Origin of the sequence: Dinghuibacter silviterrae, from assembly GCF_004366355.1 — a bacterium.
In the GTDB taxonomy this organism is placed as follows: Bacteria; Bacteroidota; Bacteroidia; order Chitinophagales; family Chitinophagaceae; genus Dinghuibacter; species Dinghuibacter silviterrae.
In genome coordinates, this window is the sequence record NZ_SODV01000002.1 from 2,203,877 (window position 1) to 2,217,286 (window position 13,410).

At 48.2% G+C, this 13,410-nt stretch carries 17 protein-coding genes; 8 read left to right on the top strand and 9 right to left on the bottom strand.

From position 1 onward, the window contains the following. Positions 1 to 63: 63 nt before the first annotated feature. The 6 genes from EDB95_RS26110 (at position 64) to EDB95_RS26135 (ending at position 4,745) form a co-directional block, all read left to right on the top strand. Positions 64 to 636, top strand: coding sequence for a hypothetical protein (locus EDB95_RS26110; protein ID WP_133999662.1), 573 nt, complete (start codon positions 64 to 66; stop codon positions 634 to 636). Between the two features lie 78 nt (positions 637 to 714). After that, positions 715 to 1,527, top strand: coding sequence for a hypothetical protein (locus EDB95_RS26115; protein ID WP_133999665.1), 813 nt, complete (start codon positions 715 to 717; stop codon positions 1,525 to 1,527). A gap of 68 nt (positions 1,528 to 1,595) precedes the next feature. Continuing rightward, positions 1,596 to 2,168, top strand: a complete 573-nt coding sequence (locus EDB95_RS26120; RefSeq protein ID WP_133999667.1) for a hypothetical protein — start codon at positions 1,596 to 1,598, stop codon at positions 2,166 to 2,168. 87 nt (positions 2,169 to 2,255) lie between these two features. Next, entirely contained in the window at positions 2,256 to 2,756 is a 501-nt protein-coding gene (locus EDB95_RS26125; protein WP_133999670.1) for a hypothetical protein, read from the top strand. Between the two features lie 26 nt (positions 2,757 to 2,782). Further along, on the top strand, positions 2,783 to 3,310 hold the full coding sequence (locus EDB95_RS26130) for a hypothetical protein (protein WP_133999673.1): 528 nt from the start codon (positions 2,783 to 2,785) through the stop codon (positions 3,308 to 3,310). Positions 3,311 to 3,683: 373 nt separating this feature from the next. Beyond that, complete coding sequence (locus EDB95_RS26135; RefSeq protein WP_162852802.1) at positions 3,684 to 4,745, top strand: catalase family protein; 1,062 nt, start codon at positions 3,684 to 3,686, stop codon at positions 4,743 to 4,745. An 86-nt stretch (positions 4,746 to 4,831) separates the two neighbouring features. Here EDB95_RS26135 and EDB95_RS26140 read toward each other — a convergent pair whose 3' ends face one another. The 6 genes from EDB95_RS26140 to EDB95_RS26165 all read right to left on the bottom strand — a co-directional run bounded on the left by EDB95_RS26140 (position 4,832) and on the right by EDB95_RS26165 (position 8,800). After that, positions 4,832 to 5,695, bottom strand: a complete 864-nt coding sequence (locus tag EDB95_RS26140; protein WP_211352224.1) for an alpha/beta hydrolase — start codon at positions 5,693 to 5,695, stop codon at positions 4,832 to 4,834. A gap of 70 nt (positions 5,696 to 5,765) precedes the next feature. Then, positions 5,766 to 6,350, bottom strand: a complete 585-nt coding sequence (locus EDB95_RS26145; RefSeq protein WP_133999679.1) for a Crp/Fnr family transcriptional regulator — start codon at positions 6,348 to 6,350, stop codon at positions 5,766 to 5,768. A gap of 36 nt (positions 6,351 to 6,386) precedes the next feature. Continuing rightward, entirely contained in the window at positions 6,387 to 6,746 is a 360-nt protein-coding gene (locus EDB95_RS26150) for an excisionase family DNA-binding protein (protein WP_133999681.1), read from the bottom strand. A 218-nt stretch (positions 6,747 to 6,964) separates the two neighbouring features. Further along, positions 6,965 to 7,747, bottom strand: coding sequence for a hypothetical protein (locus EDB95_RS26155; RefSeq protein ID WP_133999684.1), 783 nt, complete (start codon positions 7,745 to 7,747; stop codon positions 6,965 to 6,967). Positions 7,748 to 7,806: 59 nt separating this feature from the next. Further along, positions 7,807 to 8,385 (bottom strand): PIN domain-containing protein, encoded by a 579-nt coding sequence (locus tag EDB95_RS26160; protein ID WP_211352225.1) that lies wholly within the window; start codon positions 8,383 to 8,385, stop codon positions 7,807 to 7,809. Then, positions 8,348 to 8,800, bottom strand: a complete 453-nt coding sequence (locus EDB95_RS26165) for an excisionase family DNA-binding protein (RefSeq protein WP_133999687.1) — start codon at positions 8,798 to 8,800, stop codon at positions 8,348 to 8,350. Before EDB95_RS26165 ends, EDB95_RS26160 begins: the two co-directional genes overlap by 38 nt. Positions 8,801 to 9,002: 202 nt before the next feature. Here EDB95_RS26165 and EDB95_RS26170 point away from each other — a divergent pair, with 202 nt between their 5' ends. Beyond that, positions 9,003 to 10,100 (top strand): NHL repeat-containing protein, encoded by a 1,098-nt coding sequence (locus EDB95_RS26170; protein ID WP_133999690.1) that lies wholly within the window; start codon positions 9,003 to 9,005, stop codon positions 10,098 to 10,100. Positions 10,101 to 10,131: 31 nt separating this feature from the next. Here EDB95_RS26170 and EDB95_RS26175 read toward each other — a convergent pair whose 3' ends face one another. Together EDB95_RS26175 and EDB95_RS26180 are read right to left on the bottom strand one after the other, a co-directional pair. Next, positions 10,132 to 10,851, bottom strand: a complete 720-nt coding sequence (locus EDB95_RS26175) for a 3-keto-disaccharide hydrolase (protein ID WP_133999693.1) — start codon at positions 10,849 to 10,851, stop codon at positions 10,132 to 10,134. Positions 10,852 to 10,889: 38 nt separating this feature from the next. After that, positions 10,890 to 11,855 carry a gliding motility protein GldB-related protein gene (locus EDB95_RS26180; protein WP_133999696.1) on the bottom strand — a complete coding sequence of 322 codons (966 nt, stop codon included), beginning with the start codon at positions 11,853 to 11,855 and terminating at the stop codon, positions 10,890 to 10,892. Positions 11,856 to 11,896: 41 nt separating this feature from the next. Here EDB95_RS26180 and EDB95_RS26185 point away from each other — a divergent pair, with 41 nt between their 5' ends. Continuing rightward, a complete protein-coding gene (locus tag EDB95_RS26185) occupies positions 11,897 to 12,499 on the top strand; it encodes a Crp/Fnr family transcriptional regulator (protein WP_133999699.1) in 603 nt (200 codons plus the stop codon). Here the strand turns inward: EDB95_RS26185 and EDB95_RS26190 are convergent. Beyond that, positions 12,474 to 13,379, bottom strand: a complete 906-nt coding sequence (locus EDB95_RS26190; protein WP_133999702.1) for an SDR family oxidoreductase — start codon at positions 13,377 to 13,379, stop codon at positions 12,474 to 12,476. The two genes, EDB95_RS26185 and EDB95_RS26190, sit on opposite strands and share 26 nt — an antisense overlap. Positions 13,380 to 13,410: the final 31 nt, after the last annotated feature.

Here is a 13,410-nt window from a genome sequence, read left to right on the forward strand (position 1 = left end):
TCTGGTTGATATAGTAACAAAGGGCCTCGCGGCCTGATCACTTAACAATCAAAACCAGGAATTATGAAACGTTATGCCTTTTTTTCGATCGTCTTTGTCGCAGGACTCGCCGTCTCGAACGTGTCCTCCGCTCAGCTTGGCCTGGGGGTCGCCAGTTCCGCCCGTTTGACCTCTTCCGCCGCCGTTAACTCGGCAGGCGTCAGCAACGCGCTGAGGGCAAGCTCTACCGCAGCCGCCACGAAAAGCACCGCTGCCGTTCACACCACGGCCGCCACGACTAACGCAACGGTCGCTACCGCTCATGCCGCTGCCGCTACCACGGCCGCAAACGCTCATGCCGCTGCCGCTACCACGGCTCAAGCCGGTCAGCAAGCCGCTGCGACCACCGTCCAGGCCGGCAAACAGGCCGTTAGCTCCACCGTACAGACCGGCCAGACAGCCGCTGTCGCCGCCTCCGGCAAAGTAGCCGGCGCTACCTCGCAGGCAAGCACATCTACTATATCGACGAAGACCTCTGTTTCCGCTTCCGCCGGTGCCTCCGGCCAGACTGGGCAAAGTCAGGCCGGGCAAAGCACAACAGCAGCCCACGCAGGATTACAGGTTAAGGCTTCGACGAACACTAGTGTTCAACACTAGCCGTTTACGCTAGCAACCTATGAAAGCACAGGGGTCGCCCGTCAAGGGCGGCCCTTCATTTATCAAAAATTCATAGACATGCGTACTTTCATATACCTCCTGTTCCTGATCCTGCTTAGCCAGGCCACCTTTGCCCAAAGCAAGGATACCACTCATAAGGAAAAGACCCACGTCATCGCGGGCGTCACCTACAACTCCGGCCTCAACTACTACGGCCGTGTAGACAGCCTCCACACCAAAGGCGTGCTCCCCTTCGTCGGGATCGACTTCAGGAACGGTTTATACATGCACAGCACCTTTGTTTTTATCCAAAACAGTGTCCAGTCCGAATACGCCGCCACCTTACTCGAAGCCGGGTATAACTTTACCGGGCACAGCGGCCACTGGGCAGGAAACCTATCTGCCTCCCAGTTTTTTTACCGGCCCGGCACCGACCTCGTGCAATCGGTCATCCATGAAATGGCCACCGCCAGCCTCACCAACCTAAACAAGATCGTCGACATCACCGTCGGCATCAACGCCAAATGGAGCAGCCAGGTCGATCCCGGTGCCCAGGCCGGTCTCGACCACATCATCAGGTTCCAGAAAGTATTCGGGAAGGGGATCCTCGTCCTCGATCCATCCGCTTATGTTTACGCCGGCACCCAACACTTCACCCAGACGTATTACGAACAAAAGAACTTTCTATTTATTCCGGTATCCGACCAACAAATCACGACCCAAAGCAGCCAATTTAATGTGCTGGCGTATGAATTCAGCCTGCCCGTCGTCTTCCGCTACCAAAAATTCTATCTAATTCTTTCACCCGCGTATGTGCTCCCGCAAAACCTTCTGGGCGAACCCGGCCAAAACCTGTTTTATTTGACCGCGACCGTTAAATTCGCGCTGTAAAAGGATTAAAGCATTCTAACTGGAATCCGGCAGAATCCTTGCTAGCTTTAGGTTAGAAATGCTCCGTTATGAAAAAGTCAACTCTTTCTCTCTGGATAGGGTGTCTTTTCACCCTCATCCTTTCTTCGGCCCGCGCACAAAACGAATGCGGGGGCGTGTACCTCACCTCAAGCGACTACCTCGCCGGAAAAGCCTATCCCGCCAAAACGCTCAGGGGCAAATCCTGGAGCAACGGCGAAGACCTCCTCGGCAGCAAACGCCTCCTGGTAGACCTGTCCGGCCAGCTCCACGAAACCGAAATGGCCGCCATCTATGCCGTCAAATGCTGCAACGGCAATATCGTAAGGATATTCCAGGGCGGAACCTACATGCTTCTAAACCCCGGCGGCAGCATCCCGATGTACAAGGTCACCATCGGCTCCTCGGGCAAGGGCGATTACACGATCGTCAAGTATTTCTTTAGCAAGGACGCCGCCGCCGATATCCAGGAACTAACCGTCGACAACCTCCGCGACGCCTTTGCCGACAATAAAAAGTTCGACGACGCGCTGATCCAGTTCCGGTCAGACCGGGATCTGGCGTCTTATGACAAGAAGCAGAAGTGTTTTAGGCTGGATAAGGTGTATTCGGAGACGCATTAGGTCTTTTAATTGCTTTACATTTTTGATAATAATTGACAATTTTGTCAATTATTTTTTTGTATTTTTGCCTGGTAAATCACGGGATCAATGGTCTTGGAGGAGATTTCCAGCGGGGAACAAGTAGAGGCAACTATTGAGCCACTGAACCTCAATGACTTCAAAGTCATCAAAAGAGACAAGTCGCGATTCGATTCATTTAACTGGAATGCGTATAAAAGCAGGGAGGTCTACAAGCTCAGGCTTGTTAGTGATGAGACTATTTTGGGGCTTATGTGCCTCACGGATCATCCCGGAGAAGGAATAGACGCTATAGAGATCGAATTATTGGAAGTGAGCCTGGAAAACCGGCGAGGCAATAGGAAATTTGCCCTTATTGCCGGTTGCCTGATTGCTTTTGCCTGCCGGGAGTCATTCAAACGAGGGTATGAAGGATGGGTCTTTTTGAAGCCAAAGACGTACCTGAAGGAACATTATTCGTCAAAATACGGATTTGTTTGGGTGCCCATTAAAACACCAAGCCAACCCGAAGGAATTATGGAATTGAATACCAACAATTCTCTTCGACTGATCAAGCGATATATTGACTAAGGCAATTAATTGCAAATCGTTAAAGCATGAAATCGTCAAAAAACATCGAAAAAGAATACACCCCCGAAGAGATTGCCGAATCATTTGTCTTCCCCGGTCCTAAAGCTTCACCGGAACGGGATGCAATGTTGGAAGCTTTTCGTGAGCATAGGAAAAAAGTTTCTGAAAAGCAATCAGAAAGAACAAAGCTTATTGCGCAACTGCTGCAACTAAAGTATCTGATCGAGGATTATATAAAATCGGATCATCTGAGCAAGGAGTATACTTTCGGATATTTTCTAAAAGAATACATTAGTCGTCTGGAAAAGAAAAATAACCAATTCGCCGAGGAAATAAATGTTGACCCCGCGGAGCTAAGCCAGGTGATCAATAAACGACGCAAGCCTACGGAAAAACTCATTTTTAGGCTGGAAATACACTCCAATAGAAATTTTCCCGCATTAATGTGGTTCAGATTGCTGGAAAAGGACCGGGCATACGAATTGAAGCATCATAGGGAAATCATTGATAGTGAGAAGAAGAATGTCAAGCAAAGGCTGGCATTTTCATTATAGGTGGGCTTTAGGAAGGGTTTGTATTTTGGTCCTATAATTAATATTATGTTAAGTAATAATCAACGCACCCAATGTTCATATTCCCTCGCAATACCCTTCATCAAACCCTTCCCTTCTATGCGTAATTTCCTGCTTCTTCCTCGCAATAGCAACGTCATGAGACACAGGCCGGAGATATTCCACATTTCCAGAGCGAATTAATGAGAAAAAGGTCCTCGCGTCGTCCAATCGGCCGTTCATGATAAAAAAGGCGACTTTCGCCAAGGCACCGCTCTCGTTGCAGGTGGAGGCACCGGATTTTAACCCGGGTTAAAATTTTAGCAGATTAACTGGTGGACATTTAGGATAATAAACATCAAAAAATTATATGAACATGCCTGAAAATTTTGACCAGTCAATACCGGTGGACATTACCTATCCTTTTATCGATGAAGCATTGGGGGAGCATGCTTCTCCTGACGAAGCGGCACTGACCACGCAAATTGCCGATTTATTGGAGCACAATATCCGCACACAGTATTCTGAAGGGAATGCCAGGCGGGACGTACACATTAAGGCGACTGGATGTATGCGGGCTGTTTTACAAATGAATGAGGATATCCCTGCAAACCTGGCCCAGGGTATTTTTGTTCCGGGTAGGATGTATGAAGCCATCGTTCGTTTTTCAAACGGTTCCGGGGAGCCCAAGCAACTTTCGGACAGCCATGGTGATGTCCGCGGGTTGGCCGTCAAGGTGCTGGACATTCCGGGAGAAAAGCTGTTGGATACCGATAAAGATGCCAGGACACAGGATTTTGTGATGATTAATAAGCCGACTTTTTTTGTCAATGATCCCAAGACCTATTTGACCCTTTTTGAAAAGGCCGGCGGGAACTTGTTTTCAAAGCTGACGATACCGGTTGCGTTGGGTTTACGAAGCACAGTACTGCTGGCGGAAATGACCGGTAGTAAAATAGCTAATCCATTTCAAGTGCAGTATTTCTCGGCGTCAGCTTTTCAACATGGGGTTGGCAAGGATCGCTTGGCCGTTAAGTTTTCCATTAAGCCCCTGTCCGATGCGAAGGACCCGATGCCCCATCATCCGGGGGATGATTTTTTGCGGGAGGTAATGAAGAATACCCTAAGTAAGGAAGATGTGGTATTGAGTTTTATGATACAGCCAAAGACCTCGGAGGATCTTAGTGTGGAGGATTGCACGCACGAATGGCCGGAATCGGTGGCTCCCTTCAGCGAAGTTGCCCGGTTGATCCTACCCAAACAGGATTTTGACACCGAAGAGTTGAATCGTCTGGGTGAAACTTTGTCCTTCAACGTCTGGCACGCCATAGTGGAGCACCGGCCTTTGGGTGTTGTCAATCGTATGCGTAAGATCGTATATGAGCGGATCAGCAGGGTTAGAAACCAAATGAACTCGGTGGTTCGCAGGGAGCCGTAGATCTTCAATAGTTTTTGCCTTCCTCTGGTGAATTAGCCCTGTAAAGCTGGTGTTTACAGGGCTAATTTTTTAAGTGCTTCTATGGCTTACTTCAGCCACTCCAGTACATAGTCGGCTACTTCCTGCCATCCTTGCTGGCCGCAAATGTAGTGGCACCGTCCTTTGAATTCTTTGAAATTAGTAATGCTGTTTTTGTCCCAGTAGGCGTGGGCGTTCTTCCTGCTGAGTTTGGCTGGTATGATGATGTCTTTTTCTCCGCCGATAAAGAGCAAGGGGTTGTGGGGCTTTTTGAGGTCTACTTTGGCAAAGGATTTAAAAAGGGTATTTCGGGGAATATTCCTGCTTTCCGGGACGCACAGGGAATCATAGACCTGGTTGCTGGCATCCAGGGTGAGGGTGGTGCAGAAGGATCGGTGGAACCATTTTCTACTGCTGACAAAGGTGCTGTTTCCTTTGAGCGGATTGATCACAGGCCACATGGTTCTGAAAGTACGGAGACCGGGGAGTACATTTTTAGGGGTGGCGCCGTCAATGCAGATGCCGGCGGCGGCTTTGTTCATTTCGACGAGTTTCTGAACGACAAGTCCTGCCAGGGAATGGCCGATGATAATGGGTTTTTCGGGTAGGGAGTCGATGAGTTTAGCGATGTTGTTGACGACTTCCTCAAAGCTCAGTTTTCCCAACCTGGGATCGATATGAGCCCGCAGGTCGGCGGGATGACCGCTGTGATAGGGATTGGCTGGGGTGATGCAGGTATAGCCACGGGCTTCGAAATAGGCTTTCCATTCTTGCCAGCATTGGGGGTTGACAAACAAACCGTGGATGAAGACGATGGTCTTTGAAGTGATGGCGGCACGGGGCATGGTGCTGTCTGTTGATTGTGAAAAGGTGGTAGTGTTCAATGAAAAGAAAAGGACGAATAATAGCATGGTAGTGACGAATGGACGCATATGTTTGGCTTTTGATCAACAAAGTTGTCCATTGGGCCACACACTATTTTTAACCTGAGTTAAAAACGGTTCAGCGCCGGGAGATTCTTTTTCGAATGCGGCTCAAGGATGGACCTTGGATGCCTAAATAGGAGGAGATATGATACAGCGGAATTTCCTGGATCAGTCCTGGATGTTTGGATACGAGTTCTATGTAGCGTTCTTCGGGTGTTTTGAACAGAAAGCTCTCTGCCCGATCAATGGCTACGTTAAAGGCCTCCTGGGCCAGCAACCGGCCGAAACGCTCCCAGGCATGGGAGGTTTTATAGAGTTGGAGTAGGTTGTCGAGCGTTATACAAACGATGGTGGCGTCTGCCATGGCCCGGGTATGGTAGCCGCAGGGGGCTTGGTTAATGAAGCTTTTGAAAGTGACGACGAATTGGTTGGTGGAGTAGAAGAAGATGTTCTTTTCTTCTCCGTTGTCGTCTATGATGTAGGACCGGAAAACCCCGTTAGTGATGAATCCCAGGTGCCGGCAGATACTGTGTTGAACGTTGTAGAACTCACCCTTGGCAAAATGCTTGATATTCCAAAATGGCTGGGCGTGCTGAATTTCTTGCTCGCTGATGCCGGCAAATTGGGAAAGGGCTAGGGCAAAATGTTGGAATTCCATCATAAGTGGTCGATTGCAGTAAAGTACATTTTTCCTACTTCAATAGTCCAAATTAAGCTCCTGGGCTTGTTTAGTAAGGAATTTCAATTGCTTTTTCCTTGTAGCTTTCAAAGTTTTTTGGTAAGCGATCAAGTCACTTATTTTAATTCGACGATGGGTGCCGGCCTTAGTAAACGGAATATCCCCTTTCTCCAATAGCCGGACAACATGTGGCCGGGAGACCTCCAAAAAGTCGGCAGCTTCCTGGGTACTGACCTCCATCACGGTCTGGATCACAGCCATAGACCTGCCTACGGACATTCCCGATAAAATCTCGGCCATCATTTTGGGTCCCTTGTAAAGTAATAAGTAATTGGTATTTAATATTTTAAATAAAATTTCTGGAAAATAATCGTGCAAACGGGCTAAAAATAAACGGTATCTAAGGTAAATATTGTGGGCTAATATGCCCAAGCATTAGCTGTTCATGAACATATTTCATGAACGTGCTCCCCTCCTATTGCAGTCTCCAAAGAACCTGAAAGACCTATTCAGTAAAGATATTTGGAGACGTCTCCATTTTCATGAACACCCAACACCGTATACTTGTAAAATAAAAAGCTATTATTGTGGCTATCCTATTTCTGATCCCCATATTCTGCCAAGATCTTTCTTGCAAATTTCAACGCGTCCTCTTTATTCATCCTGAGCACTATTGATCTCGTCATTTCGTCCAACTTTGAGTCGCTGAAGACATATAGTTCCGAATGAATAGCAGCGATTAAGGATTTAAGAAATATGGATGGATATCGAGAGATCCTTTCATAGAAGTCCCCCAGGGATCGTGAACTGAATACCTTCCACCTTTCGAATTCAGGGATATTTTTAGTGCTTTCGTCTACTTCGCCGGAGTGTTTAATGGCGTTGTTTACACTACGCAACTGATTGATTTCTGTATAACCGTCAAGTTTATTCACTTGGATACCCTTACCTTTCATAAATTCAACAACAACAGTCCATTGATGAAAGCGTTGATTTGTGTAAAAAGCAGCTCTCAATAGCCTACTTATATTTATTTCAAGGCTTTTAACGGCGTAGACAATCTTCATCTCCATCAGGGCAATCAGTTGATCTTGAAGATAGATCATATCCATAGTCGCATCTCTTTGCTGCTCAAGGATGGACGTTCCAGACTGATCCATTTGGTCCTCCAATTCTGCGTATCTTTCTGGATCGTCTTCTTTTATACTGTCCCAGCCTTCCATTTCATCCGAAATGGTCTCCATCTGAGTCTTTATATCAGTTATCAGTTTGTCGATGGCTGGATCAAAAAGGTTGTTTTTATCTAAAAAATATGTGTCCAATCCCATTTTATTCTGTTCTCGTTGATCGTGAATATCCTGTCGAGTTGAATGTGGCATAAGTTGGCTATTTGATCTTTATTGGGTTAAAAGCAATCGCAGCTTGGCTACGCTTTCAGTTAATTTATTCTATTCTTCTCCATACTTTTCAGAACCTCGTCTACAGTCATAGTCGGGTTTCTCAATACTGCAACCTGTTCTTCAAATGCCCGGACACTCTTCTGATGGTCCCGTTCAATGCAGGATAAGATAAAACTATCCGGATGTTCAGCACGGATGTTATGTTGGGCTAGCATTACTTCAGGAAAATCCCTTAGATTGGCAGTAACTATAACCTCCGCCCCTGCTTTAATGGCTGCGGCAAGTACATGGCGATCATCTGGGTCAGGCAGCGCTAGGCGATTTGCGATGGATTGGACATTTGTTACGTTTGCCCCAGGAAAAGCCTTATCCATTGCCTTACGCGTGGCCTCTAATTGCTTCCTTTTGAGGTCCGGTCTATTTTTTAGAAGGTTTCTGATCCATTCGTCGTGTATTTCAGGGGTCCATATAGGATCATATAACCCTTCAACCGCAAGGTTTAGCAAGTAATCTCTCAATGAAAGCGGATACAGGACATTTGCGTCCAATACTGCCGTAATAAATTGCATTTTTCCTGTTTCAATAATCCAGTTTGAGGTCCTGGGCTTGTTTTGCAAGGAATTTCAATTGCTTTCTCCTGGTAGCTTTCAAGGTCTTTTGGTAAGCGATCAAATCACTTATTTTAATTCGACGATGGGTACCGGCCTTAGTAAACGGAATCTCTCCTTTCTCCAAAAGCCGGACAACATGCGGCCGGGAAACCTCCAAAAAGTCCGCAGCTTCCTGGGTACTTACTTCCATTTCGGTTTGGATCACAGCCACTGACCTTCCTACGGACATTCCCGATAAAATTTCGGCCATCATCGCAATCACTTTTGCAGGCAGGCGTAATGGTTCATCGCTTTCCGGAAAGGAAATTTCTACCACTTTCTTACTCGATCCAAGTGAACGAGATAGCTTTTTAAAAAGGTTCACGGAGCCTTTCGCAATGCGCTGATCTTCCCGGGTTGTCTTTTCTATTAAGGCGTCCATCTCATTGATTTTTATATCACAAAGTTATATAAACGAAATAAACGAACAAATCAAGTATGGAAAAAAATATTAAAATAATGATAATCAAAACTTTAAATGCGAGGTGTCTCTTAAAAAAAGTGTGGTCCACCGGAAATGACTTAATTATTAAGGATAGTTATTTGCCCCACCCTCTCCGTTGTATCGGGAAAGCAATCCCAATATGACTCCCAAATCATTGTTCCTGGCGCTAGCCTGCGCCCTCCTATTCTCCTGTAACAAACAAACCGGCACCGGATTAAAAGCGGTTGCCAGCGACGCCCAAAACCCCGCCTCTTCGTACACCGTATCCACCTTCGCGGGCAGCGGTATCGCCGGGTTCGCAGATGGTACGGGCACTGCCGCCAGTTTTAACCACCCCATGGGCCTCGCGATCGATAGCAGCGGTAACCTGTATGTAGCGGATGTACAAAATCTTAGAATACGCAAGATCACCCCTAACGGTGTCGTCACCACTTTTGCCGGCAATGGACAGCGTGGATCGGCTAACGGTGTAGATACTGTAGCCGAATTCTATGACCCGGTTAGGTTGGCGATAGATGCTACCGGAAATGTATACGTAACTGATGCCAAGTACAATAATATGATCCGTAAAATCACGCCGGCCGGCGTGGTTACGACCTTCGCCGGCGGAGGCGCCGGGACTGTAAATGGCACGGGTACCGCCGCCAAATTCGATGATCCCTTGGGAATCACGGTGAATGTCAATGGCAATATCTATGTGTCTGATGCCATCTATCCTGAGATACGCCAGCTTACACCGCAAGCTGTAGTGACCACATTTGCAGGTAGTGGCGCGACTGGTTCGGCGGACGGTACAGGCGCCGCCGCCAGTTTTTTCGCTCCGGATGGAATGTGCAGGGACGGTTATGGCAATATATACCTCGCAGATGCTAATAACCAGAAAATCCGTAAAATCACGCCGGCTGCGGTGGTCACCACTATCGCGGGTACCGGCGCCCTCGGTTCGTCCGACGGTCCGGGTGCTGCTGCCAGTTTTGATGGACCTTGGGATGTAGCAATAGATGGACTTGGCTATTTATATGTGTGTGACGCTATAAATAATACTATTCGCAGGATCAGCCCTTCCGACACGGTGGCGACCATTGCCGGTATTGCCGGAGAACAGGGATCTGCCAATGGTCCGGGAAGCGTTGCCACCTTTAGCCGACCCGCCGGTGTGGTGGTAGACCGCAGCGGAAATATATATGTTTCGGATGCCTACAACAATGTCATCCGAAAGCTGACGCCCAACAACTAATACAAAGACCTCCCGGCATCAACCCGGGAGGCTATTTTATCTCCCTGATCATAATATTCTTCCACCCACTCGCCCCCGGATGCTCCTGCAACGAAATCTTTCCTTTTGCCACCTTTGCAAAAGCATAGAATTCTTTATTCCTGAACTTGCTTTTGGCGACCAATGAATCCCACTCGGGGCTTCCGATTTGTCCGTCATAGGTTTGTATGCCGTTTAGCCACAAGGTCAGGTGACCTTTGTTTTGAATAATTCTTACCTGGTTCCACCCGCCGACGGGTACGGGTTTTGACACGGATGTATCTCCGGCCATGTCATACAGGCAACCGGCGAGGTGATTTTGTTTTTTGTTATCGGCGGCGTCGATATTATCGAGTACCTGCATTTCCGGGCCGGTGACATAGGGCTGGGCATATTTGGGGTCTTCCTGTACATCAAAAATCACCCCGCTATTGCCGCCTTTGGATATTCTCCATTGTAACCGGAGCTCGAAGTTCTCGTATTCCTTGTTGGTGACCAGGTAGCCACCGCCCTCTTTTGGCTTGGTCGGGTCAAACACGATTTGTCCGTCCTCTACCTGCCATCTTGAGCCGACGGTGTCGCGCAGGTAGGTGTGCCAGCCATGGGTGGTTTTGCCGTCAAACAAAAGTTGCCAGCCTTCTCTTTTTTCCTTTTTTGTTAAAGTGTTGTCTTTTTGCTGCGCCAAAAGAAAGGTAGGACTGACGATGAATGCGAATAAATATAGATTTTTCATATCGGTCATAAAATGATCGGGTGAAACTACGGCTTTTATCAATAATATCTTGATTCCTTCAAAAACTCCTTCACTGCCACCGAATCCGGATAATTCAAATTGATAATCGCTTTTATGGCCGTGTTCTTGTTTTTAGCATGACTATAAAACGACTTGCAGATGCTATAGCCCATAAAATACCCCAAATCCCCCATCGTCTTTGACGTTGCCCCATTGTACAACCAGTGAGAAAGATCTTCGGAAAACATGTCTTTTTTAAATTGCTGCTTTAGCTCCTTTTCATGCGTTCTCCCATAGACTAAATAAGAATTCTCCAAGGGCTTTGCCAGTATGAGCTCGGTAATAAATTCACAGGCGCCCTCATAAATGGACTCCGCCAGGAGGGTCTTGCCTTCAGGCCGTTGTTGTGTATGCACACATTCGTGGATGACTACTGGAATAATATTGCCTGAATTTTTCGAATTGAAAAAATTTGCCAGTCTTTTATCAGGGAACTCGGAGACATCCGTGTTTTTGTCGCCCATGGCAATTTCGGAGCCGATTAATACCAGTGAATCCTGCGTAGTACCCGCTGCGCGAATGGCGCCGATCGTAAAATAGATGTTGGCCGTGCGCATATCCGGGTATAAAATCTTGAACTTTCTGAGGTAAGATTCAATGAGCGGCTCATTCTGCCATATAGTCAAGGTATTGGGGCGTATAGATTTCCAAAACCCGGGATATTTGTTTATGCACTCCACTAATCTGGCCGCGTCAAATTTTCTCAGTGTCATAAACTTTTTCAGCCCGTACGTTCCCTTGTCGATATACAGAGACTGCATGATCTGGATCTGCCTGTCCTTATCATGCGTAGTTTGAATGCTGTCAAATGCGCCCCAGAAATGATCGACATCGGATATAAAAACGGCCTGTCCATGTACGGGTGCAGGATGTATAAAAAAATAAAGGGAAAAAGCTAAAATTGACAATACATGACGGCCGATGTAGCTGGAGTCGAGTTTCATTGGATAAATTTAAAAGATTTAAATTACACCGTAGCAAACTTATGCCCCCCATATTCGACCATTTCAAAACCTTCACCGACAGGGAAACAACCCTAACCCCGGAAGAGCTGCAGCAAGTCTGGTCCCTTGCCACGGTGAAGGAACTCCGGCGTCGCCAGCCGCTTTGGGCAGAAGGCGAGGTCTGCCGCCACAAGCTCTTCGTGGCGAAAGGCCTATTAAGAGCCTTTTGTCTCAAAAGCGACGGCAGTGAGTCCATCCTGGCCTTTTCCCCCGAAAATTCCTGGTTCACCGATCCCGAAAGTTTGAAAGACGAAACTCCCTCCAGGCTTACCGTCGAAGCCATAGAGGATACGACCATGCTGCTTTGGACCAAAGAACATTTTGGCCGCCTTTTGGAGACCATTCCCGCGCTGAAATCCTATTTTGAGAAGCTTATCGTCAATACCCTATACCTTAGCCGCCAGCGCATCCTGGAGAATATCAGCTATACCACGGAGGAAAAGTACCGGGAATTTATGGAGTCCTTCCCGGACGTTTTCCAGCGCGTACCCCTGCACATGGTCGCCTCCTACCTGGGCGTCACCCGGGAAACCCTGAGCCGCATCAGGCAGGCGCAACTCAGGCAACAGAAGGTGGTAAAATAGCCTGCGCTATGTCTTCCAACAACGAAGCTTGATTTTCCGGATGCCAGCCCAAATGTTCCTGGGTAAGGGCGCTGGATGCCGGTATATTTGCCCCGACAAAAGACGACATCCAGGTAAAATGAGAGACCGCTTCTTCAGGGGACAAGGAGGTCACGGGCACATTCAAGCGCCGGCCGACCGCTTCGGCAATGTCTTTGAGGGTGATGCCTTCTTCTCCTACCGCATGATACCGGAATAAGGGCGATCCTTTCTCCAAAGCCAGGTGGAATACCCGGGCTGCATCCAGTCGGTGCACCGCCGGCCAGCGGTTAAGACCATCGCCGATATAGGCGGAAAAGCCCTTTTGGCGGGCAAGGTTAAAAAGCTGGCTCACCAGGCCGTGACGATCGCGGGCATGTACCGAAGGCGGCAGGCGCACGACCGATACCGGTACACCTAACCGGGAAACGGCGAAAGCCGCTTCTTCGGTGGCCATGCGGGGTTGAACCTTGGAGGGGGCGGGCGGTTCATTTTCACCGCGGAGCTGGCCGGGCGTAACGGGGGCGCCGGTGCCGGAGGTAACCAGCAAGGGATGACCGGTTCCGGCCAGAACGGCACCCATAGCTTCAATGGCTTTCCGGTCCGTTTCGCAATTTTCCACGTAAGTGGTAAAGTCGTGGACGAACGCCAGGTGAATGACCCCATCAGCAAGGGCAGCACCCTTACGCAGGCTTTCGAGGTCATGCACATCTCCCCTATGCACCTGTATCCCCATATCGGTCAGGGTTTGGGCGGATGCGTCGGAGCGGGCCATACCCAGCACCTGGTGACCTGCCGCCAATAAATTTTTGACAACGGCTGAGCCGATAAATCCGGAGGCTCCTGTAACAAATACGCGCATATTCTTTTTTGAACAAAGTTGGCGCATAGTG

Bases quoted from the DNA above. Each gene is read 5' to 3' on its own strand.
- EDB95_RS26170 (WP_133999690.1), top strand. From the start codon at position 9,003: ATGACTCCCAAATCATTGTTCCTGGCGCTAGCCTGCGCCCTCCTATTC.
- EDB95_RS26115 (WP_133999665.1), top strand. From the start codon at position 715: ATGCGTACTTTCATATACCTCCTGTTCCTGATCCTGCTTAGCCAGGCC.
- EDB95_RS26140 (WP_211352224.1), bottom strand. From the start codon at position 5,695: ATGCGTCCATTCGTCACTACCATGCTATTATTCGTCCTTTTCTTTTCA.
- EDB95_RS26130 (WP_133999673.1), top strand. From the start codon at position 2,783: ATGAAATCGTCAAAAAACATCGAAAAAGAATACACCCCCGAAGAGATT.
- EDB95_RS26190 (WP_133999702.1), bottom strand. From the start codon at position 13,379: ATGCGCGTATTTGTTACAGGAGCCTCCGGATTTATCGGCTCAGCCGTT.
- EDB95_RS26135 (WP_162852802.1), top strand. From the start codon at position 3,684: ATGCCTGAAAATTTTGACCAGTCAATACCGGTGGACATTACCTATCCT.
- EDB95_RS26180 (WP_133999696.1), bottom strand. From the start codon at position 11,855: ATGAAACTCGACTCCAGCTACATCGGCCGTCATGTATTGTCAATTTTA.
- EDB95_RS26110 (WP_133999662.1), top strand. From the start codon at position 64: ATGAAACGTTATGCCTTTTTTTCGATCGTCTTTGTCGCAGGACTCGCC.
- EDB95_RS26155 (WP_133999684.1), bottom strand. From the start codon at position 7,747: ATGCCACATTCAACTCGACAGGATATTCACGATCAACGAGAACAGAAT.
- EDB95_RS26165 (WP_133999687.1), bottom strand. From the start codon at position 8,800: ATGGACGCCTTAATAGAAAAGACAACCCGGGAAGATCAGCGCATTGCG.
- EDB95_RS26125 (WP_133999670.1), top strand. From the start codon at position 2,256: ATGGTCTTGGAGGAGATTTCCAGCGGGGAACAAGTAGAGGCAACTATT.
- EDB95_RS26175 (WP_133999693.1), bottom strand. From the start codon at position 10,851: ATGAAAAATCTATATTTATTCGCATTCATCGTCAGTCCTACCTTTCTT.
- EDB95_RS26120 (WP_133999667.1), top strand. From the start codon at position 1,596: ATGAAAAAGTCAACTCTTTCTCTCTGGATAGGGTGTCTTTTCACCCTC.
- EDB95_RS26185 (WP_133999699.1), top strand. From the start codon at position 11,897: ATGCCCCCCATATTCGACCATTTCAAAACCTTCACCGACAGGGAAACA.
- EDB95_RS26145 (WP_133999679.1), bottom strand. From the start codon at position 6,350: ATGATGGAATTCCAACATTTTGCCCTAGCCCTTTCCCAATTTGCCGGC.